Annotated in this window: 28 protein-coding genes and 1 tRNA gene; 14 read left to right on the top strand and 15 right to left on the bottom strand. The window is 72.9% G+C overall.

All coding sequences use genetic code 11. The features are described from left to right. Positions 1–70 precede the first annotated feature (70 nt). Positions 71–814 (top strand): GntR family transcriptional regulator, encoded by a 744-nt coding sequence (locus tag BGP03_RS05535; RefSeq protein WP_296376449.1) that lies wholly within the window; start codon positions 71–73, stop codon positions 812–814. 20 nt (positions 815–834) lie between these two features. Here BGP03_RS05535 and BGP03_RS05540 read toward each other — a convergent pair whose 3' ends face one another. From BGP03_RS05540 to BGP03_RS05555, 4 genes are all read right to left on the bottom strand, one after another. Further along, positions 835–1,050 (bottom strand): DUF3073 domain-containing protein, encoded by a 216-nt coding sequence (locus BGP03_RS05540; protein ID WP_296376448.1) that lies wholly within the window; start codon positions 1,048–1,050, stop codon positions 835–837. Between the two features lie 144 nt (positions 1,051–1,194). Continuing rightward, entirely contained in the window at positions 1,195–2,394 is a 1,200-nt protein-coding gene (locus tag BGP03_RS05545) for an MFS transporter (protein ID WP_298799222.1), read from the bottom strand. 56 nt (positions 2,395–2,450) lie between these two features. Further along, entirely contained in the window at positions 2,451–3,539 is a 1,089-nt protein-coding gene (locus tag BGP03_RS05550) for a glycine cleavage T C-terminal barrel domain-containing protein (RefSeq protein WP_298799223.1), read from the bottom strand. Further along, complete coding sequence (locus BGP03_RS05555) at positions 3,540–3,923, bottom strand: transcriptional repressor (RefSeq protein ID WP_363093240.1); 384 nt, start codon at positions 3,921–3,923, stop codon at positions 3,540–3,542. It abuts the gene before it with no gap. Between the two features lie 243 nt (positions 3,924–4,166). Between BGP03_RS05555 and BGP03_RS05560 the strand changes: the two genes are divergently transcribed. Together BGP03_RS05560 and BGP03_RS05565 are read left to right on the top strand one after the other, a co-directional pair. Next, positions 4,167–5,735, top strand: coding sequence for a hypothetical protein (locus BGP03_RS05560; RefSeq protein WP_298799224.1), 1,569 nt, complete (start codon positions 4,167–4,169; stop codon positions 5,733–5,735). Positions 5,736–5,780: 45 nt separating this feature from the next. Then, complete coding sequence (locus tag BGP03_RS05565) at positions 5,781–6,800, top strand: hypothetical protein (RefSeq protein ID WP_298799225.1); 1,020 nt, start codon at positions 5,781–5,783, stop codon at positions 6,798–6,800. A gap of 4 nt (positions 6,801–6,804) precedes the next feature. Here the strand turns inward: BGP03_RS05565 and BGP03_RS05570 are convergent, their stop codons facing one another. The 6 genes from BGP03_RS05570 to BGP03_RS05595 form a co-directional block, all read right to left on the bottom strand. Then, positions 6,805–7,425 (bottom strand): FABP family protein, encoded by a 621-nt coding sequence (locus BGP03_RS05570; RefSeq protein ID WP_296377522.1) that lies wholly within the window; start codon positions 7,423–7,425, stop codon positions 6,805–6,807. A 199-nt stretch (positions 7,426–7,624) separates the two neighbouring features. Then, entirely contained in the window at positions 7,625–7,924 is a 300-nt protein-coding gene (locus BGP03_RS05575) for a DUF1416 domain-containing protein (RefSeq protein WP_296377521.1), read from the bottom strand. Further along, positions 7,924–8,763 carry a sulfurtransferase gene (locus tag BGP03_RS05580; RefSeq protein ID WP_296377520.1) on the bottom strand — a complete coding sequence of 280 codons (840 nt, stop codon included), beginning with the start codon at positions 8,761–8,763 and terminating at the stop codon, positions 7,924–7,926. The genes BGP03_RS05575 and BGP03_RS05580 overlap by 1 nt, the downstream gene beginning before the upstream one ends. After that, on the bottom strand, positions 8,760–9,206 hold the full coding sequence (locus BGP03_RS05585; RefSeq protein ID WP_296377519.1) for a DUF4395 domain-containing protein: 447 nt from the start codon (positions 9,204–9,206) through the stop codon (positions 8,760–8,762). The genes BGP03_RS05580 and BGP03_RS05585 overlap by 4 nt, the downstream gene beginning before the upstream one ends. A 203-nt stretch (positions 9,207–9,409) precedes the next feature. Further along, positions 9,410–9,835, bottom strand: coding sequence for a thioredoxin family protein (locus tag BGP03_RS05590; protein ID WP_296377518.1), 426 nt, complete (start codon positions 9,833–9,835; stop codon positions 9,410–9,412). Positions 9,836–9,870: 35 nt separating this feature from the next. Continuing rightward, positions 9,871–10,656, bottom strand: a complete 786-nt coding sequence (locus tag BGP03_RS05595; protein ID WP_296377517.1) for a DUF2993 domain-containing protein — start codon at positions 10,654–10,656, stop codon at positions 9,871–9,873. A 284-nt stretch (positions 10,657–10,940) separates the two neighbouring features. Between BGP03_RS05595 and BGP03_RS05600 the strand changes: the two genes are divergently transcribed. From BGP03_RS05600 to BGP03_RS05635, 8 genes are all read left to right on the top strand, one after another. Continuing rightward, positions 10,941–11,711 (top strand): response regulator transcription factor, encoded by a 771-nt coding sequence (locus tag BGP03_RS05600; RefSeq protein WP_298799226.1) that lies wholly within the window; start codon positions 10,941–10,943, stop codon positions 11,709–11,711. 15 nt (positions 11,712–11,726) lie between these two features. Continuing rightward, entirely contained in the window at positions 11,727–12,656 is a 930-nt protein-coding gene (gene mshD / locus BGP03_RS05605; protein ID WP_296377515.1) for a mycothiol synthase, read from the top strand. A gap of 208 nt (positions 12,657–12,864) precedes the next feature. Beyond that, positions 12,865–13,995, top strand: a complete 1,131-nt coding sequence (pstS, locus tag BGP03_RS05610; RefSeq protein WP_296377514.1) for a phosphate ABC transporter substrate-binding protein PstS — start codon at positions 12,865–12,867, stop codon at positions 13,993–13,995. Between the two features lie 171 nt (positions 13,996–14,166). Next, positions 14,167–15,072 carry a phosphate ABC transporter permease subunit PstC gene (gene pstC, locus BGP03_RS05615; protein WP_298799227.1) on the top strand — a complete coding sequence of 302 codons (906 nt, stop codon included), beginning with the start codon at positions 14,167–14,169 and terminating at the stop codon, positions 15,070–15,072. Next, complete coding sequence (gene pstA, locus BGP03_RS05620; protein ID WP_296377512.1) at positions 15,072–16,169, top strand: phosphate ABC transporter permease PstA; 1,098 nt, start codon at positions 15,072–15,074, stop codon at positions 16,167–16,169. Before pstC ends, pstA begins: the two co-directional genes overlap by 1 nt. A gap of 8 nt (positions 16,170–16,177) precedes the next feature. Then, positions 16,178–16,957: a phosphate ABC transporter ATP-binding protein PstB gene (gene pstB / locus BGP03_RS05625; RefSeq protein ID WP_296377511.1), complete on the top strand. Its 780-nt coding sequence runs from the start codon at positions 16,178–16,180 to the stop codon at positions 16,955–16,957. A gap of 37 nt (positions 16,958–16,994) precedes the next feature. After that, complete coding sequence (locus BGP03_RS05630) at positions 16,995–17,315, top strand: metalloregulator ArsR/SmtB family transcription factor (protein ID WP_363093206.1); 321 nt, start codon at positions 16,995–16,997, stop codon at positions 17,313–17,315. Further along, the gene (locus BGP03_RS05635; protein WP_296377524.1) at positions 17,315–17,941 is read left to right on the top strand and encodes a cation transporter; all 627 of its coding nucleotides are present in this window, start codon (positions 17,315–17,317) and stop codon (positions 17,939–17,941) included. The genes BGP03_RS05630 and BGP03_RS05635 overlap by 1 nt, the downstream gene beginning before the upstream one ends. On the opposite strand, the gene phoU (BGP03_RS05640) is transcribed toward BGP03_RS05635, so the two are convergent. The 5 genes from phoU (BGP03_RS05640) to dusB all read right to left on the bottom strand — a co-directional run bounded on the left by phoU (BGP03_RS05640) (position 17,938) and on the right by dusB (position 23,692). Next, positions 17,938–18,588, bottom strand: a complete 651-nt coding sequence (gene phoU, locus BGP03_RS05640) for a phosphate signaling complex protein PhoU (protein ID WP_296377510.1) — start codon at positions 18,586–18,588, stop codon at positions 17,938–17,940. The two genes, BGP03_RS05635 and phoU (BGP03_RS05640), sit on opposite strands and share 4 nt — an antisense overlap. Positions 18,589–18,592: 4 nt before the next feature. After that, positions 18,593–19,249, bottom strand: coding sequence for a phosphate signaling complex protein PhoU (gene phoU / locus BGP03_RS05645; protein ID WP_296377509.1), 657 nt, complete (start codon positions 19,247–19,249; stop codon positions 18,593–18,595). A gap of 82 nt (positions 19,250–19,331) precedes the next feature. Continuing rightward, a complete protein-coding gene (locus tag BGP03_RS05650; RefSeq protein WP_296377508.1) occupies positions 19,332–21,596 on the bottom strand; it encodes an LCP family protein in 2,265 nt (754 codons plus the stop codon). Between the two features lie 60 nt (positions 21,597–21,656). After that, positions 21,657–22,451, bottom strand: a complete 795-nt coding sequence (locus tag BGP03_RS05655; RefSeq protein ID WP_296377507.1) for a GGDEF domain-containing protein — start codon at positions 22,449–22,451, stop codon at positions 21,657–21,659. A gap of 104 nt (positions 22,452–22,555) precedes the next feature. Then, complete coding sequence (dusB, locus tag BGP03_RS05660) at positions 22,556–23,692, bottom strand: tRNA dihydrouridine synthase DusB (protein ID WP_296377506.1); 1,137 nt, start codon at positions 23,690–23,692, stop codon at positions 22,556–22,558. A gap of 53 nt (positions 23,693–23,745) precedes the next feature. Here dusB and BGP03_RS05665 point away from each other — a divergent pair, with 53 nt between their 5' ends. From BGP03_RS05665 to BGP03_RS05675, 3 genes are all read left to right on the top strand, one after another. Continuing rightward, a complete protein-coding gene (locus BGP03_RS05665; protein ID WP_296377505.1) occupies positions 23,746–24,372 on the top strand; it encodes a proteophosphoglycan 5 in 627 nt (208 codons plus the stop codon). A gap of 18 nt (positions 24,373–24,390) precedes the next feature. Then, the gene (locus BGP03_RS05670) at positions 24,391–24,711 is read left to right on the top strand and encodes a hypothetical protein (RefSeq protein ID WP_296377504.1); all 321 of its coding nucleotides are present in this window, start codon (positions 24,391–24,393) and stop codon (positions 24,709–24,711) included. Positions 24,712–24,818: 107 nt separating this feature from the next. Next, positions 24,819–24,891: transfer RNA gene (locus tag BGP03_RS05675), tRNA-Lys, on the top strand. Positions 24,892–24,934: the final 43 nt, after the last annotated feature.

Here is a 24,934-nt window from a genome sequence, read left to right on the forward strand (position 1 = left end):
CGGTCAGAGGTGTACTCTCCCCGGCACGAGCACGTCAACACTTTGTCCTGACAAAGTGCAAGGAGGATCGGTGACCGGAGGGTTCCTGCCCGAGGTGGCACTCGACCGGACCAGTCCGGTGCCCCTGTACTTCCAGGTGGCCACTCGCCTGCAGCAGCTGATCGAGGACGGGGAGATGCCCGTCGGGGGCAGGCTGGAGAACGAGGTGGACCTCGCCACCCGGCTCGGGGTCTCCCGGCCCACGATGCGCCGCGCCATCCAGTACCTCGTGGAACGCGGCATGCTCGTGCGCAAGCGGGGGGTCGGCACGCAGATCGTGCACCCCAAGGTCCGCAGACCCGTGGAGCTCTCCAGCCTCTACGACGACCTCGCCAAGAGCGGTCAGGAGCCCCGCACCGAGATGCGGCTGTTCGAGATCAGGCCGGCACCCGACCACATCGCCGAGGCTCTCGGGGTCCCCGAGGGCACGGAGGTGACCTGGTTCGAGCGGCTCCGGTATGCGGGCGGCGAGCCGTTGGCGATCATGCACAACGCCGTGCCCGTGGACGTGCTGCCGCTACGGCGTGAGGACCTCGAGCAGCACGGACTCTACGAACTGCTCCGTGCCGCCGGCCGGATTCCGCGCATGGCGAACCAGGTGGTGGGTGCGCGCGCAGCGACCACCGCGGAGGCCCGCATGCTCGGGGACTCCCGCGGTGCGCCGGTGCTCACGATGACCCGCACGGCGTGGGACGAATCCGGCCGTGCGGTGGAGTACGGCTCGCACCTCTACCGGGCGAGCCGTTACTCCTTCGAACTCACCCTCACCAGCTGACGGCTGGTGAGGGCGCAGCGTCAATAACGGCTGCGACGCTCGCCGGGACCCTCGTCGTCGAGATCGGCGGGGGCGTACGGGTCGTCGTAGTCGTCGTCATCCGCCTTCCCGTCGTCGTGGAGCACCGTCCCACTACCGATCTCGCGCTGGAGCGCATCGAGATCCATCGTGGGGGAGCTGTACTTGAGCTCGCGGGCCACCTTCGTCTGCTTGGCCTTGGCTCGTCCGCGCCCCATGGCTGGTCCCCCTTACAACAGGGAAGGGGCGGCCGGATGTCTCGGCGGCCCCATTCATCTCATCAATGTCCTGCTGACGACCATACCTTGCTGACCGCCAGGTGTGCGACGTGGCACCTCTTCCTGTGACGACGGACCCGTTCTTCACACAACGGGAACATCCGGACGGCTGCCCTCCACGCGGCTCCGGCGCAGGGTCACCAGCGCTCCGACGGCCGCGATCGCACCCATGACCAGCATCGCCGGCCATCCCGCGGCCTGCGCCACCAGGCCGCCCAGCGGCGGTGCCGCGGCTGCTCCCACGTAGTTCGCGGTGTTGGAGACGGCCATCGCGGTGGCGGCCCGGCCCTGGGGCGCGAGCTCACCCGCGGCGGTGAACACGAGCCCGTTCCAGCTGATCGCCAGTGCTGCGGCCGGCACGAGCACCGCGGCCAGCAGCGGGGCCGGTCCGGGTTCGAGGACGGCGGCGAGGCCGAACCCGACGGCGACGGCCAGCGCGACGATCCGCAGCGGGCCGAGCCGGCTGCCTGCACGGTCGGACCAGAAGCCGTTGCCCAGCCGTCCGATCCCGCCCAGCACCTGTGTCAGGGCGAGCAGGCCGCCCGCCAGCGCCAGCGACATCCCCGCCCCGTCGTGGAGGACCTCGACCAGGAACACCGACCCCAGGAACTGCGGCACCACCAGCAGCATTCCGCCCACGCTCAGGCGTAGGAGCCGGGGATCGGCCAGCACCGTGCGGACGCCGGTGGCGGGGGCGCGGCCGGTGGCGCCGCGTCCGGGCGGCTCACGGATCCACACGGCCACGGCGACGGCGGCGACGACGCACGTGGCCGCCAGGACGGTGAACACCGCGGGCACGCCCCAGGCCGTGGCCACGGCCGGTAGCGCGACCGCGGCCGCGGCGGCACCGACGGGCACCGACGTCTGACGGACCGCCATCGCCATGCCGCGGTTCCGGGCCGGGAACCAGGTGAGCACGGCCCGTCCGCTCGCGGCGTTGACGCTCGCCCCGGACGCCCCTGCCAGCAGCAGGAGCGCACCGACCCCGATCGGGTCGCGGACGAACGTGGTCGCCCCCAGTGCGATCGCCGACCCGACGAGCCCGGCGGTCATCACCCCGCGCTCGCCGAAGCGGTCCGCGGCCCCGCCCCAGGCGATGAGGGTGGCGATCAGGCCGACGGAGATCACCCCGATCAGCGCCCCGACGCCGGCCAGGCTCAGGTTGTAGTGGTCGCGCAGAGCCGGGGTGACGGCGGCGAGCCCGAGGAAGTACGTGGCCGTCGCGGCCTGCGCGAACGTGCCCACGCCAAGCACGACCCAGCGGTATCCGTTGCCCTCACCCATGCGTCGACGGTACGTCGGGTTCCCGTCATCCGGGACCGTCGTCCCAGCTGATGAGATCAGCCGCGGAGGCCGCCCCGCATCTGAGCCGCCCGGCCGGGCGGCAGCGTGCCGTCGTCGGCGGGCACCGAGTCGGGGTCGATGCGGGCCGGCGTGGCGCGTTCGCCCACCCCGGCCACCAGGTCGGCGTCGGTGGGAACCGACCGCTTGACCAGCGCCAGCGCCACCGCGCCCAGCTCGTGGTGCTGCACCACGGACCCGACGCGGCCCACGGTGCGGCCCTCGCGGACCACGGGGTCGCCCGGTACGGGGAGCTGCTCGTCGCCCGCGTCGAAGTGCAGGAGGACGAGCTGCCGAGGCGGACGCCCCAGGTTGGCGACACGCGCAACCGTCTCCTGGCCGCGGTAGCAGCCCTTCTCCAGATGCACGGCCGGCCCGATCCAGCCCACCTCGTGGGGGATGGTGCGGTCATCGGTGTCGAGGCCGAGGCGGGGCCGCCGCGACTCCACGCGCAGCGCCTCGAACGCCATCGTGCCCGCCGGGCGGGCGCCCGCGGCCGTGAGCCGCGCCAGCCAGTCGTCCTTCTCGGCCCGGGGCACCACCACGTCGGCGGCGTCGACGCCCGGCCACTCCATGCGGCGGACGAACCCGCCGCCGGGCAGCGCCAGCACCCCGTGGGGCGCGGCGGGCACGGCGATCTCGGCCGCGGCCAGCACCGCGGGTGTGTCTGGTCCGACGACGCTGAGCACCGCGAGCTCCGCCGTGGCGTCGCGGGGCTCGACCTTCGACCAGAACACCATCTTCGTCAGGTAGTCGAGCAGGTCGGCGAGCTCACCGGGCTCGGTGTCGAGGTAGACGACGGCGTCCCCGGAGGCATCGGCACAGTGGCCGACCACCATGTGGTGCAGCACGCGGCCCTGCAGGTCGAGGATCAGCGCCTCGGTGCCGGTGTCGGCGGGCAGCGCGCTGACGTGCTGGGTGAGCAGCAGGTGCAGCCAGGTCAGGCGGTCCTCGCCGGGCACGGCGATGACGCTCCGGTGGCTGCGGTCGACCACGGCGGCGGAACGGGCCATCGCCCGCTGCTCGGCCAGTGGGTCGCCGCGGTGGAGGGTGGCGTCGTCGTCCATGTGGTGCTCGGGCAGTGTCATCTACTCGTCCTCCGGTGGAGTGCTCTGGCACGTGTGGCAGGTGCCGGTCAGTGCCAGGTGGGTGACGTCGAGCTCGAACCCGGAGTCGGACCGCAACCGCCCGACGACCCCGTCGAGCAGGTCCAGCGGCGCCTCGGACACCGCGCCGCAGCTGTGGCAGACGACGTGGACGTGCTGGTGCTTCTCCTCGGAGTACGACGGGGCGCCGTGACCCAGATGCGTGTGCCGCAGCAGGCCGATCCGCTCCATGAGGTCGAGGGTGCGGTAGATGGTGGTGATGTTGACCGCGGGCGCGGACCGCTGCACCTGCGTACAGATCTGCTCCGGGGTGGCGTGGCCGAGATCACGGACGGCGTCGAGCACCAGCTGTCGCTGTGGCGTCATCCGGAGGCCGCGCTGGTGCAACGTTCGTCGCAGCGAGGTGTCCACAACGCCATGGTAGGCCGGTGTCCGGTGAGGGCCTCTATACCGCCCCGGAACCCGAAAGTGGTGGTGCGAAACACCGGCAGAACGACGAACGGTCCACGATCGGTATGCTCCGTCAGGGTGAACGGGCCGGTATGACCGACACGGCCTCCCTACCCTCGACGAGATGCAGGGTGTCCACAGGTTCGGGAAGGACCAACGATGACGGCCGACGCGGGTGGGGTTGGTGCCCCACGTTTCGACGTCGTCCTCCGCGGTTACGACCGCAGGCAGGTCGACGAGCACGTCGCACGGCTGCAGCGGGTGATGTCCCGGATGCGCGCGGACCTGGAGCTGGTGCGCAGCCAGCCGATCCCCGTCGTACAGGGCCCGCCGCCCGGCTACGGCCGTCCCGGTCCTGGTCAGCCCGGTCAGCCCCCGCCCGGCGCTCCCCGTCCGGCGCCGCGGCCCCGTCCCGACGAGCCCGACATGATCGGCAGCTTCACCGACCGCATGCAGAGCATCCTGCAGGCCGCCGAGGAGGAGGCCGCGGAGATCCGCAACAAGGCGCGGGCAGGCGCCCGGGCCGAGACGGAGTCCGTCCGGGCCGAGCTGGCCGATCTCGTGCGCCAGCGCGACGCCGTCCTGCACGAGCTCACGCGCCTGCGCGGCCAGCTCGAGGGGATGCTGCACGCACCCACCGGCCGCATGGCCGCGGCCCCGCGGGACGGCGCGAACCCGCGCCAGTCTCCGGCCGGCCCGGGTGCGGCCCCCGGCGGGTCGCAGGGAGGCGCGAAGCCGGTTCCCGGCAGCGAGCGGCCGGCGGCCGCCAACGCCCCGAAGCCCCGGCCCGGTCCGGCACCCGCCGGCCCGCCCCAGGCGCCCGGTCAGCAGTCCCCCGGCCAGCAGCCGGGCGCGGCCCAGCCCCATGGCCAGCCGGGGCGGCCCCAGCCGGCCGCGGCGCATTCCTCGGCGGCGCAGCAGTCTTCGGCGCAGCAGCCCCCGGCGGGCGGTAAGACCCCCTCGCCGGCGGGATCACCGCAGTCGGGCCCGGCCCGGCCCGGCCAGCCTCCGCAGGGCCCGTCCGGTCCGCCCCAGGCGGGCGCACCCCGCGTCGCCCCTCCGGTCTCCGGTCAGTCCCCGTCCGGGCCGAAGGCGCCCTCGGGCCCGCCGTCATCGGGCCAGAACGCGGCGGGCCAGAACCCCCCGCCCCAGAACCACGCCGCCCAGAGCAAGCCCAGTCAGAGCAAGCCCGGTCAGAACGGCTCGGCTCAGAACGGGTCGGCTCAGAACGGGTCCGCGCAGAAGGGGTCCGCGCAGAAGGGATCCGGGCCGAGCGGGTCGCCGCCGGCCGGTCAGCAGGGCGGCGCGTCACGGGGCAGACCCACCGTCGCGAGCCCGGTCCCGCCGGGCGGTGACTCCGGCCGCACCTCCGAGGCGGGCAAGCAGGTCAAGGCGGCCCACCGTCTGCCCACCGGGGCGTACCCGGCGGTGGGGGAGCAGGCGTCGATGCGCCCGCGCAGCGAGCCCGAGCCGGAGCCGGCCGACCTCTTCCGGCCGCTGGCCCAGCCGGGCCGTGAGGCGCCCGCCGCGAAGAAGGAACCGTCGGACAAGCCCGGCGACGTCGAGGCCACGATGAAGGTCGGCCCGGTGCGGCCGTCGGCACCGTCCGACGCCACGGTGGTGGCCCCCGCGGTCAAGCCTCCGGAGAAGAAGGACACGAAGCCCGACGCGAAGGGTGAGGGCGCCGGAGCCCCCGACCGTTCGACGTCGACGTCACGCTCTGGATGATCCCGAACGCGCACCGTCACGTCATGAGGCGTACGGTGCGCACTCATGCAGCTGGCCCTGACGCCGGAGGTGCTGTTCCCGCTGGGAGCGTGCGCCGTGGTGGCGGTCGCGGTGATCGCGGTCGTCGTGGTGATCCTGCGCGGTAGGCGCACCGCCCGTGACGAGACGTCGGCGCCCACGGCGGCAGACTGGACGGGGGAGGCGGCCACGGCCGATCCCACCCCGACGCCGAGCGTGACCGTGCCCGCCCTGCCGCAGCGGTTGACGGTCGCCGAGGCGATCGCCGTGCGGGAGGCCGACACCGCCCCGTTGCCGGTGTCGTCGGTCGCCTTCCTGGGCGCCCGGCCCGCCGCGGCGGCGCCGGTGACCACCGGCCCCCTGCCGGTGGTGCAGCCCGCCCCGGCGGACGAGGCCGGAACCGCCGAGCCCGAGACGTCCGAGCCCGAGACGCCCCAGGCCGAGACGTCCCAGCCCGAGACGTCCCGGGCCGAGACGTCCCAGGCCGAGACGTCCCAGGCCGAGACGTCCCAGGCCGAGACGTCCCAGCCCGAGCCACCGAAAGCCGCGGAGCCGGAAGCCGCGGAGTCGGATGCCGTGGAGTCAGTGGTCCCGGAGTCAGTGGTCCCGGAGCCAGCGGGCCGGGACGCCGACGCGGAGGAGCCCCCGCCCTCGGCGACCGCCGACCCGGAGCCGGCCACCTCCCCGGCTCCCCGTGCCCCGTCCCGCGTCGCCGTGGAGTCCACCGGCTCCGGCCCGACCGTGGCGGCCGCGGTCGCGCACGCCCTGGCCGCACGGGCCGCGGCGGGCCGCGATGCCGCCGCGCTGCCCGCACCGGTGCCCAGCCGCACCGCCGACGCCCGGGACCGCCTGCTGGCGGTGCTGCTCGCCGATCCGGCCCGCGCGGTCGGCGCCGCGGAGGAGCTGGCGACCTGCCGGGGTCAGCTGAGCGACGTGCTGACCCGGCTCGCGTCGTCGGGGCTCAGCACCGAGCAGCTCGCCCGCCTCTCGGGGTTCTCGGTGGAGCAGGTCACCACGCTGCTCGCGAAGCAGCCCGCGGACCGGTAGCGGTTCAGCCCGCGATGCGGCTGAGCCGGGCCGAGAGGTGCGGCTGGAGGGGCTGGCCCATCATCGCCCGCTCGTCGACGTAGGCGAGGTCGCCGCCGTCGACGAGCCCGTAGAGCCGGTGCCCCGCCGTGACGTCCTTGGCGCTGGCCGTGCGGACGATCGCGTCGGTCTCGATCTCCCACGACGTCAGGTTGCGGGCGCGGCCGTAGAAGATCTCCGAGATGCCGGTGGCGTGCGTGATCAGCACCTCGAGCTCGCCGTCGGGCTGGGGCCGCCAGAAGCCGGTCTCGCGGGCGGCGGGCCGCAGGATCTCGCCGTCGGGCCCCAGCAGCCACGCGCGGGCCTCGTAGGACAGGAACGGGCGCCCGTCGTGGGCGAAGACGAGCTGCTGGCCGAAGGCGAAGGGGCCGTCGATCGTCGGGTAGACGACCTCGCCGGCTCCCCGCCACACCCCGATGAGGGGCAGCAGGCCGAGGCACTGCTCGTGCAGGTCGGGGCCCTCGCGGAGGTTGGCCGTGTCGTCCGGGACCGGCAGGTCGTCGAAGCGGGGCCGGTTGCGCTGCGGTGAGTCCGGGGCCGCGTTGGCGGGGCCGGTGATCGTGCCGGGCAGGTCCGGGTCGGTCATGACTTCTCCCCGGCCGGCTCGGTGGTGAAGAGCCGGTGGAGCAGGTGGGCGCCGAACCCGACCGTGCCCGCGCTGGCGGCGATCAGCAGAACCGTGAAGAACCAGTGCACGGCCGGTGACCCTACCCCTGACGCCGGTAAAGCCACTTCCCTGTCCGCAGACGTCCGGAAAGTGGCTCTACTGGCACGCCTCGCGGGGCCTACGCCACCGCCACCTCGGTCTTGTGCAGCCCCGGGCCCTCCGCCTGCAGCACCGTCTGGCCGTTGCCGCTGCGGCTCAGCGCGCGCAGCGTCCAGGTGCCGGGGGCGGCGAAGAAGCGGAAGTCGCCGCTCGCGCTGGCCACGACCTCGGCGGTGAACTCGCCGCTGCCGTCCAGCAGCCGGACGAACGCACCGCCGACGGGCTCGCCGCCGGCCAGCACGCGCCCGGTGAGCACGGTCTCCTTGGAGAGATCGGTGCCCGCGGGCAGCGTGATCCCCTGGTCAGGTGCGGCGCACATCAGCGACCACTGCCCAGCTCGATCGGCACGCCGATGAGCGAGCCGTACTCGGTCCAGCTGCCGTCGTAGTTCTTGACGTCGTTGTGCCCGAGCAGCTCGTGCAGCACGACCCAGGTGTGGGAGCTGCGCTCGCCGATGCGGCAGTAGGCGATGGTGGACTTCGAGCCGTCGAAGCCCTCGTCGCCGTAGAGCTTGGTGAGCTCCTCGTCGGACCGGAACGTGCCGTCCTCGTTGGCCGCCTTGCTCCACGGGATGTTGATCGCCGACGGGATGTGACCCGCCCGCTGCGACTGCTCCTGCGGCAGGTGCGCCGGCGCCTTGATCTTGCCGGAGAACTCGTCGGGCGAGCGGACGTCGACCAGGTTCTTCGTGTCGATCGCGGCCACGACCTCGTCGCGGAACGCCCGGATGGAGTTGTCGGCGTCCTTCGCGGTGTAGGTGGTGCCCTTGCGCTCCACCACGTCGGTGGTGAGCGGGCGGCCGTCGAGCTCCCACTTCTTGCGCCCGCCGTCGAGCAGCCGGACGTCGGCGTGGCCGTAGAGCTTGAACTGCCAGTAGGCGTAGGCGGCGAACCAGTTGTTGTTGCCGCCGTAGAGCACCACGGTGTCGCCGTCGCTCACGCCCTTGGCCGACAGCAGCTGCTCGAACTGCTCCTTGGTGACGATGTCGCGGCGGACCGCGTCCTGCAGCTCGGTGGTCCAGTTGACCTTCACGGCGCCGGGGAGGTGACCACCGTCGTACGCGGCGGTGTCCTCGTCGACCTCGAGGAAGACGACGCCGTCGGAGTCGAGGTTCTGCTCGGCCCAGTCGGCGGTGACCAGGACGTCCTGGCGGCTCATGCGGTAGCTCCCTGCTTGTTGTTGCGAACGCGGGCGATGAGGGCGTACATCTCGCAGCCCAGGCAGAAGCCGAAGGCGGCGTTGAGGAAGGCAGCAGCCAGCGCGAACGCGGTGGCGACGATGCCGAGCGCGGTGAGGCCGGTGAAGTAGCCGACCACCCCGACCACGGTGAAGACGAGGCCGACGGTCTGGGAGAAGCGCACGGGTGCGGCCTCCTCCTGAGTCGACGGCGGGCCCAGCCGCGGCGCGACCAGCGCGCGGTAGAGGACGGAGTAGGGCGAGAAGCGCAGGCCGGCGAACGCGCCGAGCGCGAACACCACGGCCTGCGCCGCGAGCAGCCAGCCGCTGCCGGACAGCAGCACCAGCGCGAGGACGACGGTGGTCACGGCGGCGGAGAAACGGACACCGCGGGGATCGACCGGTGGGTCACCGGGACGGGACATGACGGGGCTCCTGAGGCTCTACGAAGAGGGCGCACGACGGCGCGGATCGGCTCAGAGGGCCGGACACAGGCAGCTGCCGACGCGGCACAGGTCTACTGCGCGTCGTCGGGTCAGCGGCCAGAACACACAGGCGACGGTACCTGACTGTCCCGACTTTCGGGAGCGTGCTCCCAACCACTGGATTTCCCGACCGGGTGACGGGATCACGGCCGGTTCAGCTCCGGGGCCAGCACCGCTTCCAGATCGGCGACGCGCGGCACGCCCGACACGCGGGTCAGCTCGGCCCCGGAGCGGTCGAACGCCACCACCGTGGGGGTGCGCATGACGCCCAGCTCGCGGGCCACGTCGGGCCGGTCGGCCACGTCGATCTCGAGGTGGACGACGCCCGGTGTGCGGGCGGTCAGCTCGCCGAGGACGCCCGCGGTCTGGCGACACGGGGTGCAGACGGGGGAGGAGAGCTGCAGCAGCAGCACGCGCTCGTCGGAGGCGGGAGCCGAACCGGCGAGGGCCCAGCCGCCGGACGCACCGCCGCCGCCGCGCATCCGGCCGTCGCGGGACCGCAGGACGATCCCGACCACCGTGGCGAGCACGAGCGTGCCCACCAGCACCGCGACTCCGACTCCGTTCACGAGCGGCACAACGCGCCGGCGCGGCGCGGGATTCCTCAGCCGGCCGTGGCCGCGCCGCCGAGCTTCAGCCCGGACGCCGTGCCGCTGATCACGAGGTCGCCGTCCTGCGCCCGGAACGTGGTGGGGGTCACCGTGAGGGGGAGCGCGCCGACGTCGAGGGGGATCGCGAACAGCCCCAGGATCGCGCGCTGCGCCACGGCCGGGATCGGGAGCGCCGTGCCGTCGCTGAGCCGGACGTCCTGCGGCACGATCTTCGCCTTGCTGCCGGCCAGCTCGAGCGTCGCGACGACCGCCACCTCGATCGGCTGCCCCAGCGCCGTGACGGTGCCGACGAGGCGGGCGGTCCGGTCGGGGTCCAGATCGGCCAGCGAGGCGTCGCCCCCCTTCTGTACGAGCTGGGTCAACGCCTTCTTGTCGACGGACTCGATGCGCACCTTCGTGACGCCCGGAACCAGCCGCTCCAGATCGTTCGCGCTGATCTTCGCCGTGCCCTCGGCCCGCGCGACCTGCACGTTCTTCGGCCCGGAACCGAGCAGCATCGACAGCGGCGCGGTGACGTCGGACAGGTGGGCGGTGAGCTCCACGTCCCGGAACTTGCCGACGGCGATGTGCTGGGCGTCCACGTCGATGCTGGAGTAATGGCCCGAGGCGGCCTGCGTGAGGAACGGGAAGCCGTTGATCCGCACCGACGGGTCGTCGGCGAGCCCGATCTGCTGGCGCATCTGGCGCGACACCGCCGACTCGGCGAGCGCCGCCGAACCGAAGTCGGCGGCCACCAGGAGCCCGACCAGTACGAGCAGCGCGATGACCAGGCGCCTCATCCGACCTCCGACCCTCTCCCACGACTCCCTGCCGGGGCCTACGACCGTAGAGGCGGGCGATCCGGCGACGTCGAGGGGGCCGTTACGTGGCACCCGGGTGAACGGAGGTGTCCCATCGGATACGGCACCCGTCGCAAGCGGCCCGAAACCCGGTTAAGCTGCACCGATCCGCGTGCCGTTGTTCCGGCCGCGTCACGTGGGTGTGAACGGTGCGTCAGCGTCGCCGCCGTGATTCGGGGCTCCAGACCGTGTGCCCCGGCCCCCTGACGAAGAGGAGGCACCACGTGGAACTCCTTCTGCTGACGGCCGATCCCGAACCCGGATCGGTGCTGCCGGCGCTGACCCTGCTCCCGCACGGTGTCCGCACCGCCGCCCCCGAGGTGGCGGCCCTGCTGGACGCCGGTCCGCACGACGCCGTGCTCGTCGACGCCCGCACCGACCTCGTCGCCGCGCGCAGCCTGTGCCGGCTGCTGGGCAGCACGGGCATGGACGTGCCGGTCGTCGCCGTGCTCACCGAGGGCGGCCTGGTGGCCGTCTCCGGCGAGTGGGTGGTCGACGAGATCCTGCTGCCCGGCACGGGCCCCGCCGAGGTCGACGCCCGCCTGCGGCTGCTCAAGTCGCGCCCGGGCACCGACGCCGGCCGTGACGGCGGCGCGCTGGTGCTGGGCGAGCTGGTGATCGACGAGGCCACCTACGCCGCCCGCCTGCGCGGCCGCCTGCTCGAGCTCACCTACAAGGAGTTCGAGCTGCTCAAGTACCTCGCGCAGCACGCCGGCCGGGTGTTCACCCGGGCGCAGCTGCTGCAGGAGGTCTGGGGCTACGACTTCTTCGGCGGCACCCGCACCGTCGACGTCCACGTGCGGCGCCTGCGCGCCAAGCTCGGTACCGAGCACGAGCAGATGATCGGCACCGTGCGCAACGTCGGCTACAAGTTCGTGCGGCCCAGCCGGGGCGCGCTGGGCGTCGCCTCGATCGCCGAGCCCGACGAGGCCTCCGACGAGGGCGACGCCGACCGGGCTCCCAGCCGGATGAACGGCGTCTCGGGCATGGCCTGAGTTAGGGTCGGCCGGGTGGTCGAACTGACGTGGCACGGTGAGCTGGACGAGAACGAGATCGCCGAGGTTCAGGCGCTGATGGCCGGCGCCGCCGACGTCGACGGCACCGCGCCGCTGTCGGAGCACGTGCTCATGCACCTGCGCCACGGTGGTGACGCCGAGGCCCTGCACCTCGTGGCCCGGGACGGCGATGCGCTGGTGGCGTTCGCGCACCTCGACGCCACCGACCCGGTGGCGGGCGGGGCGGGCGAGCTCGTCGTGCACCCGGACCGGCGCCGGCACGGGCTCGGTGAGCAGGTGGTGCAGGCCCTGCTCGACCGGATGGCGTCCGCCGGATCGCCGGCCGGTGGCCGTCTCCGGCTGTGGGCCCACGGCGGGCACCCCGGCGCCGCGGCCCTCGCGGAGCGTCACGGCTTCACCCGGACCCGGACGCTGTGGCAGATGCGCCGCAGCCTCCTGGCGCCGCTGGCCGCGCCGGAGTTCCCCGAGGGTGTGCGGCTGCGCCCGTTCGTCGTCGGCCGCGACGAGCCGGAGTTCCTGCGCGTCAACAACGCGGCGTTCGACTGGCACCCCGAGCAGGGCGGCTGGGACGTCGACCGGATGAAGCTGCGGGAGGCCGAGCCGTGGTTCGACCCCGCGGGGTTCCTGCTCGCCGTCGACGGCGACGACCGGCTGCTCGGATTCCACTGGACCAAGGTGCACGGGGCCAGCGCGGGAGAGCACTCGCACGAACCGATCGGTGAGGTCTACGTGCTGGGCGTCGATCCCGCGGTCCGCGGGATGCACCTGGGCAAGGCGCTCACCCTCGCCGGCCTGCGCCACCTCCGCGACCGTGGCCTCAACCAGGTGATGCTCTACGTCGAGGCCGACAACGAAGCCGCCATTCGGGTGTACGAGGACCTCCAGTTCACGCATTGGGATACCGACGTTTCGTACGTTCGCTGATCTCCGTTCACCCCCCGGCCACCGGCGGAACGATCGGACAAATCGCGTCGCCGCAGGTCACGGTGGGATCACGGCGGCTCATCGTCCGGGTGTGATGGGTCACCCCGGGTGACGTGTTCATCCTGCGTTTACCTGATCGGGGGGGTGTGTCCATCGGGCTTACCTACCGTCGCGGCCGTGCGGCCCCCGAGCTGCACGCCCGAACACCATGACGGAGGACTCAAAGGTGAAGACCGTGCGGCACAGCGCCCGTGCCCGAATCGCCGCGGTGGGCATCGCCACCAGTGGCGCCCTGCTGCTCGCCGGTTGCGGCGCTTCGAACGAGACCGCAGCGCCGGCCGGCGGTGGGTCCGGCGGCTCCTCGGCCGCCGTCTCCGGCACCATCAACGGTGCCGGCGCGAGCACCCAGCAGGTGGCCACCCAGGCCTGGGTCGCCGGCCTGCAGACGAACAACCCCGACGCCAACGTCAACTACGACCCCAGCGGTTCGGGTGCGGGCCGCACCCAGTTCATCGCCGGCGGCGTCCAGTACGCGGGCAGCGACTCGGCGATGAAGGCCGACGAGATCACCCAGGCGAAGGCCAAGTGCGCCAGCGACATCGTCGAGGTGCCGGTCTACGTCTCGCCGATCGCGGTCGTCTACAACCTGCAGGGCGTCACCGACCTGCAGCTGACGCCGTCGCTCATCGCCAAGATCTTCAACAAGAAGATCACCAAGTGGAACGACCCGGCCATCGCCGCGGTCAACGCCGGCAAGACGCTGCCCGACAAGGCCATCACGCCGGTCAACCGCTCGGACAAGTCCGGCACCACGGCCAACTTCACCGACTACCTGTCCAAGGCGGCCAAGGCCGACTGGACCTACCCCGGTGCCGACAGCTGGCCGATCCAGGGCAGTGAGGCCGCTCAGGGCACCTCGGGGGTCATCGGCGCGGTGAAGGCCGGCGACGGCGCCATCGGGTACGCCGACGAGAGCCAGGCCAAGGGCCTCGGGATCGCCAAGATCCAGGTCGGCACGACCTACGTGGCCCCGTCCGCCGAAGGCGCGGCGAAGCTGCTCGAGGCCGCCACCCGCGGCACCGACGGCGGGCAGTACGTCTTCTCGTACACGCTGCCGCGCACCACGACCGACCCCAGCCAGTACCCGATCACCCTGTCGTCGTACATGATCGCCTGCTCCAAGTACGCGGACGCCAAGCAGGGTGCCCTGGTCAAGGCGTACATGAGCTACGTCATCAGCCCCGAGGGGCAGCAGGCCGCCGCATCCAAGGCCGGCTCGGCTCCGCTGAGCGACGCGGTCCGAGCGGCGATCACGCCCGCCGTGAACGCCATCTCCTGAATGTCCAGGCACTAGCCGACGGGGCCGACCGGTCGTCATCATGACGAGTGGTCGGCCCCGTCCGGTGTCAGGCCCCGCCCGTTCGTGAGACCGACAGTCGCTCGAGAGGACATTGTGAGCGCCCCCACAACGACCCCCCCGCCGCCGGCCACGGCGACACCGCCACGAGCGGTGCAGCAGCCCGGCGACCGCATCTTCGCCGCGTCCGCGAGGGGGGCCGGGATCCTCATCCTCGTCGTCCTCGCGGGCGTCGCGGCGTTCCTGGTCATCCAGGCGATCCCGGCACTGGTCGCGAACCCGGCCGACCTGCCGGGTGGCAAGAACATCGCCGTCTACGTCGCGCCGTTCGTCTTCGGCACTGTCGTCTCCTCGGCGATCGCCCTGATCATCGCGACGCCGCTGGCCATCGCGGTCGCGCTGTTCATCACCCACTACGCGCCGCGCCGGCTGGCCCAGGGGCTCGGCTATCTCATCGACCTGCTGGCCGCGGTGCCGAGCATCGTGTTCGGGCTCTGGGGCCTCGCGGTCCTGGCGCCCGCCATGCTGGGCCTGTCGACCTGGCTCAACACCTATCTGGGCTGGATCCCGCTGTTCGCCGGACCGGTCTCCGTCACCGGGCGGACGATGCTCGTCGTCGGTGTCACCCTCGCGGTGATGATCCTGCCGATCATCACCGCCGTGTCCCGCGAGGTGTTCCTCCAGACCCCCAAGCTCCACGAGGAGGCCGCTCTCGCGCTGGGCGCCACCCGCTGGGAGATGATCCGGATGTCGGTGCTGCCCTTCGGCCGCTCCGGGATCATCAGCGGCGCGATGCTCGGCCTGGGCCGCGCGCTCGGCGAGACGATGGCCGTCGCGATCATCCTCTCCGGCTCGAGCATCATCACGTTCAACCTGATCAGTTCCGGCAACTCGTCGTCGATCGCCGCGAACATCGCGCTCAACTTCCCGGACTCCACCGGGGTCGCGGTCAACACGCTGATCGCATCCGGCCTCGTGCTGTTCGTGATCACGCTGCTGGTCAACTCGCTCGCGCGCTACATCATCAACCGCCGTCGTGAGTTCTCGGGAGCCAACTGATGAGCATCGACACCGAACGAGCCCAGCAGGAGAAGGTCGAGCCTCCGCCCGGACCCGTCTCGCTGGTCCGGGCCGAGCTGCCGCGGTGGGCCCCCTACGGCATCCTCGTGGCTTCGCTCGTGGTGGTCGGCGTCCTGCTCGCGGTGACGGGCGGCTTCAGCATCGGCCTGTTCGTCTTCCTCTCGGCCGTCCTGTTCGGCCTGGCCACCTACCTGGTCTCGCGCGTCGTCGAGGGCGCCCGCAAGGCCACCGACCGGCTCGTGACCATCGTCGTCACGGTCGCGTTCCTCATCGCGCTCATCCCGTTGATCTCCGTGGTGATCACGGTGGTGACCAACGGCCTCGCCCGGTTCGATGCGGCCTTCTTCACCCAGTCCATGCGCGGCGTCGGCGGGGCCAACGACCTCGCCGGCGGCGGCTACCACGCCATCATGGGCACGTTGATCATCACGGCGCTCGCCGCGGTCATGTCCATCCCGGTCGGGGTGCTCACCGCCGTCTACCTGGTCGAGTACGGCAGCAAGAGCCGCCTGGCCCGGGCCGTCACGTTCTTCGTCGACGTCATGACCGGCATTCCCTCGATCGTCGCCGGCCTGTTCTCGTTCGCGCTGTTCGCGTTGTTCTTCGGTCCGAGCATCCGCCTGGGGTTCGCCGGATCGGTGGCGCTCAGTGTGCTCATGATCCCGGTCGTGGTGCGTTCCACCGAGGAGATGCTCAAGATCGTGCCCAACGAGCTGCGAGAGGCCGCGTACGCCCTCGGCACCCCGAAGTGGCGCACGATCCTCAAGGTCGTGATCCCCACGTCCATCGCGGGTATCGCGTCCGGGATCACCCTGGCCATCGCCCGCGTCATCGGGGAGACGGCTCCGCTCCTCATCGCCGTCGGCATCACGACCGGGCTCAACCTCAACCCGTTCGCGAACCGCATGGCGACGCTGCCGGTGTTCGCCTACTACTCCTACGCCGCACCGGGTGTGCCCCGCGAGCCCTTCATCGACCGGGCGTGGACCTCTGCGCTGGTCCTCATCATCATCGTGCTGGTGCTGAACCTCGTCGCGCGGCTCGTCGCACGGGTGTTCGCGCCCAAGACCCGATAGGAACCGTCATGGGCAAAGCGATCGACGCCAAGAACCTCAACATCTACTACTCGTCGTTCCTCGCGGTCGAGGGCGTCAACATGACGATCCGGCCGAAGACCGTCACGGCCCTGATCGGCCCGTCGGGGTGTGGCAAGTCCACGTTCCTGCGCTCGATCAACCGCATGCACGAGGTGATCCCCGGCGCCCGCGTCGAGGGCCGCCTCGAGCTCGACGGCAAGGACCTCTACGGCCCCGGCGTCGACCCGGTGGGCGTGCGCCGCCAGATCGGCATGGTGTTCCAGCGCCCCAACCCGTTCCCCACGATGTCGATCTACGACAACGTGATCGCGGGTCAGCGGCTGAACAACAAGAAGATGAAGAAGGACGCCACCGACGACCTCGTCGAGCAGTCCCTGCGCGGCGCCAACCTGTGGAACGAGGTCAAGGACCGCCTCGACAAGCCGGGTTCGAGCATGTCCGGCGGGCAGCAGCAGCGCCTCTGCATCGCCCGCGCCATCGCCGTGCAGCCCGACGTCCTGCTGATGGACGAGCCGTGCTCGGCGCTCGACCCGATCTCCACGCTCGCGATCGAGGACCTGATCAACGAGCTGAAGATGGACTACACCATCGTCATCGTCACGCACAACATGCAGCAGGCCGCCCGGGTCAGCGACTTCACCGGGTTCTTCAACATCGAGGGCACCGGCAAGCCCGGCCACCTGGTGGAGATGGACGAGACCAAGACGATCTTCTCGCAGCCGAAGGAGAAGGCCACCGAGGACTACGTCTCGGGCCGCTTCGGCTGAGTGACATCAGTACAGCATCGGCTGTACTGTCGTCGGCGTGGAGACGCTGATGTCCGGAGCCGTGCTCGCGCGGTTCGGGCACGCCCTGTCCGACCCGACGCGGGCCCGGCTGCTGCTGGCCCTGCGGGAGGCCCCCGGTTATCCCGCGGAGCTGGCGGAGCTGCTCGGGGTCACCCGGCAGAACCTCTCCAACCACCTGGGCTGCCTGCGGGGTTGCGGGCTGGTCGTCGCGGTGCCCGAGGGGCGGCGGTCGCGCTACGAGCTGGCCGATCCGCAGCTGGGCCATGCGCTGGGCGACCTGCTGGGACTGGTGCTGGTCACGGACCCCGGCGCGTGCGCGGACGAGGGCTGCTGCTGATGGCCGACTGCTGCGCGCCCTCGCCGGTCCTGCTCGAGCGGCGCGCCCTGCTCACCCGGCGCGTGCGGCTGCTCGTCGTCGCGACGATGACCTACAACGTGGTCGAGGCCGTGGTCGCGATCAGCGCCGGCACCGTCGCGTCGTCGGCGGCGCTGATCGGGTTCGGCCTGGATTCGGTCATCGAGGTGGCGTCCGCCGCCGCCGTGGCCTGGCAGTTCTCCGGGTCCGATCCCGAGGTGCGCGAACGGGCGGCGCTGCGGGTGATCGCGCTGTCGTTCTTCGCGCTCGCCGCCTACGTGGGAGTGGAGTCGGTCCGGGCGCTGTCCGGGGCCGCCGAGGCCGAGCCGTCCACCGTCGGGATCGTGCTGGCGGCGCTGTCGCTCGTGATCATGCCGGTGCTCTCGCACGCCCAGCGCCGGGCGGGGCGGGAGCTGGGGTCACGCAGCGCCGTCGCCGACTCCAAGCAGACGCTGCTGTGCACGTACCTGTCGGGCGTGCTGCTGGCGGGGCTGCTGCTCAACGTCCTGTTCGGCTGGTCGTGGGCCGACCCGATCGCCGCGCTCGTCATCGCCGCCGTGGCTCTGAAGGAGGGCCGGGACGCCTGGCGCGGGCAGCACTGCTGCTAGATGGGTATGGCGTCCGGTTCCTGGCCCGTGACGGCGTAGACGGTCTCGCGGGCCACCACCACGGCGTGGTCGGCGAAGCGCTCGTAGTAGCGCGCCAGCAGCGTGATGTCGACGGCCGCGGGGACGCCGCAGGGCCACTCCGGGTCCATGAGCACCCCGAACATGTGGACGTGCAGGTCGTCCATCGTGTCGTCGTCGGCGTCGAGCTCGACGGCGAGGATGACGTTGCGCGTGCGGGCCACCTCGGCCGCCTTCAGCGCCAGCTGGACGGCGACGCGGCCCATCTCGGCGAAGTCGTCGCGCACCTGCTCGGGCAGCGGGCGGCCGCGCTCGGCGGCCTGGGCCACGTGCAGGGCGAGGTCGCCCATGCGCTCGACGTCGCCCGCCGTGCGGATGGCGGACACGACCTGGCGCAGGTCACCGGCCACCGGGGCGTGGAACAGCAGCGCGTCGGTGGCGATCTCCTCCACCTTGGCCCGGAGCGCGTCGACCTCCGCGTCGGCGGCCACCACCTGCTGCGCCACGCGTTGCCGGCTCTCGAGCAGCGCGTACGTGGCCCGCTGCAGGGCCCCGGCGACGGTCGTGCACATCTGCCCCAGCAGCTCGGAGAGCTCGGCGAGCTGTGCGGGGAGGGGGGCCGGAGGCACGGCGTCAGACCGTGAGCGGACCGGGCATCCGGCCGGTCACGACGTAGACGATGCGGCGGGCGACGGCGACCGCGTGGTCGGCGTAGCGCTCGTAGAAGCGGGCGAGCAGCGTGATGTCGACGGCCGGACCGACGCCGTGGCTCCAGCCGGGATCCATCAGCACGCTGAACATGTGCCGGTGCAGGTCGTCCATCGCGTCGTCGTCGGACTCCAGCTCGGCCGCAGCGGCGAGATCGCGGGACCGGATGACGTCGCCGGCCTTGCGGGCCAGGCGCACACCGACGCTGCCCATCTCGGCGAAGTAGGGCGCCACCTCGGCCGGGAGCACGGGCTGCGGGTGGCGACGCCGGGCGGCCTGCGCGACGTGGAGCGCGAGGTCGCCCATGCGCTCGATGTCGCCGGCGCCGTGGATGGCCGACACGACGATCCGCAGGTCGGTGGCCACGGGCGCCTGCAGCGCGAGCAGGGCGAAGGCCTTCTCCTCGGCCGTCGCCCGGATCTCGTCCACCCGGATGTCCTCGGAGATGACCTCTTCCGCGAGCTGGAGGTCGGCCTCGAGCAGGGATCGGGTGGCCTTCTCCATCGCCTCCGCGACCTGGTTGCACATCCCGGCGAGCTCGTCCGCCAGCTGGTCGAGTTGTTCCTGGTAGACGTCACGCATGGTCCGCAGACTAGTCGGGATGTCCGGACCCGTCCGGCTGAGCGGGGTGAACCCGGGGTGAACGCTGCGTCGACGCGGGTGATCAGGAGCAACTCGACGGTGCCGCGGTGGTGCTCGCGGCGGCGGGGGCCACCGCCTGCGTGGGGGCGCGGACGACCTTGTCGAACGAGCGGCCCAGCACCAGCTGCAGCACCCCGGTGGCCCCCGGGTCCGGCACGGTGGTGGCCGACGGCACGGTGCCGGCCAGCAGGTCCGCCGCGGCGGCCTGGTCGGGGGAGTAGCGGATCACCGTCTGGGGGGTGGGCTGGTCGGCGTTGGACACGGTGCCGACGCCGAACCCGAGCTGCTTGAGGGTGTCGCCGACCCCCGCCGCCAGGCCCGTCTGACCCGACGCGTTGAGCAGCTGCACCGTCAGGTCGCCGGGGGCGGGTCCGGTATCGGTGGCGCTGGTGTCGGTGGCCGCTGCCGGCAGCGGTGCGTCCTTGCGCAGCGCCGAGAACAGCGCGGCGGCGTCGGCGGCGCGCAGCACGGCGGTGTCGCGGGGCCCGGATGTGGTGGGCACGGACGTGAACGTCACGTCGTTCATGCGCCGCAGCGCCAGGGACAGCGCCAGGATCTCGTTCAGCCCGGCCCCGTCGGAGGTGAGAGCGGCACCCAGGGCCGGCCGCAGGGCGGCGATGCGCGGGACGTCGAGGAGCCGGGTGCTGGTCAGCGTCGGGTCGAGGACGCCGGCGACCACCTGCTGCTGGCGTTCGATGCGGCCGAGGTCGGCGGGCGGGTCGCCGTCCACGTCGGCGGCGCGCACGAAGTCGGCGGCCTTCGCACCGTCCAGGGTGCTGGTGCCGGGGTCGGCGATGACCGGGCCGAGCACCTTGTCCAGCACCGGCTGCGTCACGCAGACCGTGACGCCGGACACCGCGTCCACGGCGGCGCCGAGCCGGTCGAGGTCCAGCCCCACGTACTGGGTGATCGCCAGGCCCGTGAGCTGCTGGATGACACGGGTGGCGCAGCGCGGGCCGCCCATGTCCAGCGCGGTGGCCAGCTGCGTGCGGGCCTGTGCGGGCACGGTGTCGGAGGTGTAGGACGCCGAGGTCGGGTCGAACCGCTCGCACGGCGGGCGGTTGATCTCCAGGTCGGTGGGGACCGACAGCACCGTCATCGGCCCGCCGCCCGCCGGGACGTGCGCCACGACGACCGTGTCGGGCCGGGGGGAGGCCGTGGTGGCGCCCGATCCCGGGGCCGGGCCCAGGTCGGTGGCCACGAGCAGCACGTTCTGCGCGCCCTTCTGGGCGTCCGCGTCGACGATGGCGCCGGACCCCGTGTCGAGCGCCGCGACGTTGCGGATCGCCGAGCCGAGCCAGCTCTGCGTGGCCCATCCGACGGTGGTGGTGCCGAACACGAGCACGGCCAGCACCAGGGCGGCCAGGCGCCTGGGGCCCGGGAGGCTCGGGCGCCATGTGCGCTTCGGCTTCTCCTCGGGCTCGTCGGGCTCCTCGTCGCGTCCGGGGACGGCGAGCCCGGCGTGCGCGGCCGTCAACCGGATCAGGGTCTCGTCGATCCGCTGGGAGCGGGTGTCCTCCGCCTCGCTGCGCTCGGCCCGCCGGGTGCGTTCGGCCTGCTCGCTGACGTCGGGGACGCCGGAGCCGACGTCACCCGGCCGGGGTCCGACCGGCACGCTCGTGACCATCGTCTGCTCGGCCGCGGACTCGCCGGGACGGTGGCGACGGGTGCTGGTGGTGGGCGCCTCCGGGCGCCCACCAGATGGTGCGGCCGGGCCGCGGCGGCTCGGACCGGCGCCCGTGACCGGCGGAGCGGAAGGGGCGCGGTCGTCGGGCCGCGGGGCGGTCGTGCCCGGGCGGGCTGCGGCGCCCCGGCCGCGCCCGGCCGCCCCGGTCGGGGGCGTGGCGGCCCGCGGGCCGGGTGCGGGGCCGGCCGTCCGTCGTCGGAGGTCGGGCGCGACCGGCACCGGCGGGCCGGAACGCGGCCGGCCGACCGGGGGCGGTGCGGCATGGGCCGGGGCGGCCGGCGTCTCCGTGGCCGCGCGCGGCACCGGGGCGCTGGGCCGGGACGCACCACCGGTCTGCTGCGGGAACGCGGGCGCCGGCGGGAACGCGGGAGGCGCCGACCGGCGGGGAGGGGACATCGCCGGAGCCGGGGGCCCGGCCGGCTCGGGCGCGCGCCGCCGGCCCGTCACCGGTGGTGCGACGGGCTGCGCGCTCTCCTGCTCCTCCGCCGCCCGCCGACGGGCCGCCCGCCCACCGGAGCTCGGCGCGCCGTTGCGGGCGAGGATCTCGTCGACCGATTGGGGCCGTCCGGTGGAGCGAGCACGGTTCTGACCGCCCTCCACGCCACCTCCCGTTCGCCCCCAGCCGACTCCCATCGACCTTACGGAGAGACGAAGCGCAGGTCACAGTCGGGTGTCGGCCCGCCCCACCTGGGTGATGGAGCGACGTCCACCCGCGGGACCTGCGAGGCGGACGAGCCCGGAACGCCGGTCGCGGTAGGCGACGGCGTTGCGGCCGGAGTTCTTGGCCGAGTAGAGCAGCGCGTCCGCTGCGCCGACCAGCCGCTCGACGTCGGTGAGCGGCCCGGCCGAGTGCGCGATCCCGATGCTGACGGTCACGCGCAGGCGCGGGTCCAGCTCCTCCCACGGGTGGTCGTCCACCCGTCGGCGGGCGGCCTCGCAGGTGCGCACGGCGTCGGTGGGGTCGCAGCCGGGCAGCACGAGCGCGAACTCCTCGCCGCCGTAGCGCGCGCAGAACGCCCCCTCGGGCAGGCCCGTCCCCAGCTCGGCGACGATGCGCTGCAGCACGCGGTCCCCGAAGCGATGCCCGAACGTGTCGTTGACCTGCTTGAAGTGGTCGGCGTCCACCAGTGCCACGCAAAGCCCCGCCGAGCCCCGGCAGGCCGGGTCGTCGAGCAGGGCGACGAGCCGTTCGTCGAGGTAGCGGCGGTTGTAGGTGGACGTGAGGCTGTCGCGCCGGCTCAGCTCGCGCGCCTCGGCGTGCTCGCGGCGCAGCCGGTCGATCTCCTCGGCGGGCACGGGCTGGCCGTGCAGCAGCCGAACGGCGGCCCGCAGGTGCTCGTAGGCCTGCTCCCAGTCGCCCCGGGCGGCGAGGCCCTCCGCGATGGCGGTGTGCCGCGCCGCTCCCGCCGCTCCGCGTGACTCGTCGACACCGTCGTCGATCGCTGTGCGCACCATGACCACCGTCCACCTCCTCCGTCCCCGTGATGTCGACGGGCGGGAAGGCGATCTTGAGGTGGCGCACCCGGTCGGGCGAGGTTCCCACTCGACCGGGCCCCGGCTCAGCCCCCGGAGTGATCGAGTTCCGCGCCGAAGGGGACGGTCGGGTCGTCGGGATCGTCGAGCCAGTGCTCGGGCAGCACCACGCGGCCGGGGCTGCCCTGGCGGCCGCGCGGGCCGTCGGCGTCGGCGGGGAAGGGCTGGTCGTGGTCGAGCTGGGCGAGCAGCGCGTCGAGCTCGTCGAGGCTGCCGACCAGGCCCAGGCTGCGGCGCAGCTCCGGTCCCACCGGGAAGCCCTTGAGGTACCAGGCGATGTGTTTGCGCATGTCGCGGATGCCCTTGTCCGGGCCCATGTACTCCTGCAGGAGCACCGCGTGGCGGCGCATCGTGACGGCCACCTGGCCCAGCGTCGGTGCCTCGGGCAGCGGCTTGCCGGCGAACGCGGCCTCGAGGTCGCCGAACAGCCAGGGCCGGCCCAGGCACCCGCGCCCGACGACCACGCCGTCGCAGGCGGTGCGCTCGACCATGGCCAGCGCGTCGGCGGCGCTGAAGATGTCGCCGTTGCCCAGTACCGGGATCTCGGGGGGCAGGGCGTCACGCAGGCGGGCGATGGCCGACCAGTCGGCCTGGCCGGAGTAGCGCTGCGCCGCCGTGCGCGCGTGCAGGGCCACGGCCACCGCGCCGGCGTCCACGGCGCGGCGACCGGCGTCGAGGAAGGTGTGGCGCTCGTCGTCGATGCCGATGCGCATCTTGACGGTGACGGGGATGTCGCCCGCGTTGTCGACGGCCGCGTGCACGATCCGCTCGAACAGCTTTCGCTTGTAGGGCAGCGCCGCCCCACCGCCCTTGCGGGTGACCTTGGGGACGGGGCAGCCGAAGTTCATGTCGATGTGGTCGGCGAGGCCCTCCTCGGCGACGATCCGCACCGCGCGTCCCATCGCCGCGGGGTCGACGCCGTAGAGCTGCATCGACCGTGGGGACTCGTCGGCCCCGAACGCGATCATCCTGCGCGTCAGCGGGTTCTTCTCCACCAGCCCGCGCGAGGTGATCATCTCGCACACGTAGAAGCCGGCGCCCTGCTCGCGGCACAGGCGCCGGAACCCGGCGTTGGTGATACCGGCCATCGGCGCCAGCACGACCGGCGTCGCGGACGTGTAGGGCCCGATCCGGAGCGGGCGGAGGGTCGTCGGAGCACTCACGGTGTCCTAGTGTCCTCGCCGATCGCCCGTCACGTCGACGCAGGGGACCGCTGATGCCGCTCGTCACACTGGATCTCGCCACGCCGGCGGCGATGCGCGGCCGCTGGGCGGCGTTCGCCGCGGTCTGCGCCGCCCGCGGCCTGTCCGACGGCTGCTGGGCCCGCGACGGGCTCTGGCACTACGACGACGGCGGCGGCAACTGGGCCGACCTGCACCTTCTCGACCGCGGACGCGCCGTGCTGGTCGGGCACGACCACGAGTACTCCGACACCTACTTCGCCGAGGCGGCCGTCTACTTCGACGAGGAGGCGACGGACCTGCTCGCCGGCGCCCCCGACTGGTGGGCCCCGCCGGCCCGGAAGGCGGCGGCCGACGGGCTGTGGGTCGGCTTCGTCTACGGCTTCGACGGTGTCCGCTGGCAGCGTGCCGCCTACGATCCGGACGACGGCTTCGGCAGCCTGGCGATCCCCGCCGCGAGCGATGAGCGCTGCCGTGAGCTGGTCGAGGAGTTCATCGAGTGGGAGGCGTCGGTGGACGCCGTCGAGGTTCTCATGGCCGCCGACGCCGAGATCACCCCCGCGATGCTCCGCGCCGTCCGATCCGGCGCCGGGTGGGACCCGATCGCCGGCGCCGCCGCCGCGCTGGGGTTCCGGACGGATGCCCTCAGATTGCGACCGTGATGCAGGCCGCCCGCGTGGATGATCGCCGAGCGCGCCCGCCGGTCGCCGGTGAACTCCCACGGCACCGTCGTGCTCGCACTGCCGGCGCCCGAGCCGTCGGTGGTGAGGTCGAGCCGGATCTCGGTGCGCGGGTCCGCCCCGCCTGCAGCCCCGCACGTCGACGCCACCGACCCCTGCGCCCCCACCGGCACCAGCGCCGTGTCACAGGTCGTCGCCGTTCCCACCTCGGTGTCGAAGGTCGCGCTGACCTGGACGTTGTGGACCGAGCCCGCGTTGGCCGTGGCGCAGCCCGCCACCAGCAGCGTGGAGGCGAGCCACACCAGGACGCAGTGTTCGTGACTGAACGTCACCAACGCTGACCTGTGGTGACTCCCGGCGCGTGGCGGGCGGGGGTGGGGGCCGGGCCGTAGGCTGTCAGCCGTCGCCGCGCCCTCGTGTGCGGCGGCGGGCCTCTAGCTCAATCGGCAGAGCAGCGGACTTTTAATCCGCGGGTTCGGGGTTCGATCCCCCGGGGGCCCACATCATCCCCAGATCACCTGCTGGCGGACCAGTCCACGACGGA

The sequence above is a fragment of the Pseudonocardia sp. 73-21 genome (assembly GCF_001899645.1).
Classification (GTDB): domain Bacteria; phylum Actinomycetota; class Actinomycetes; order Mycobacteriales; family Pseudonocardiaceae; genus Pseudonocardia.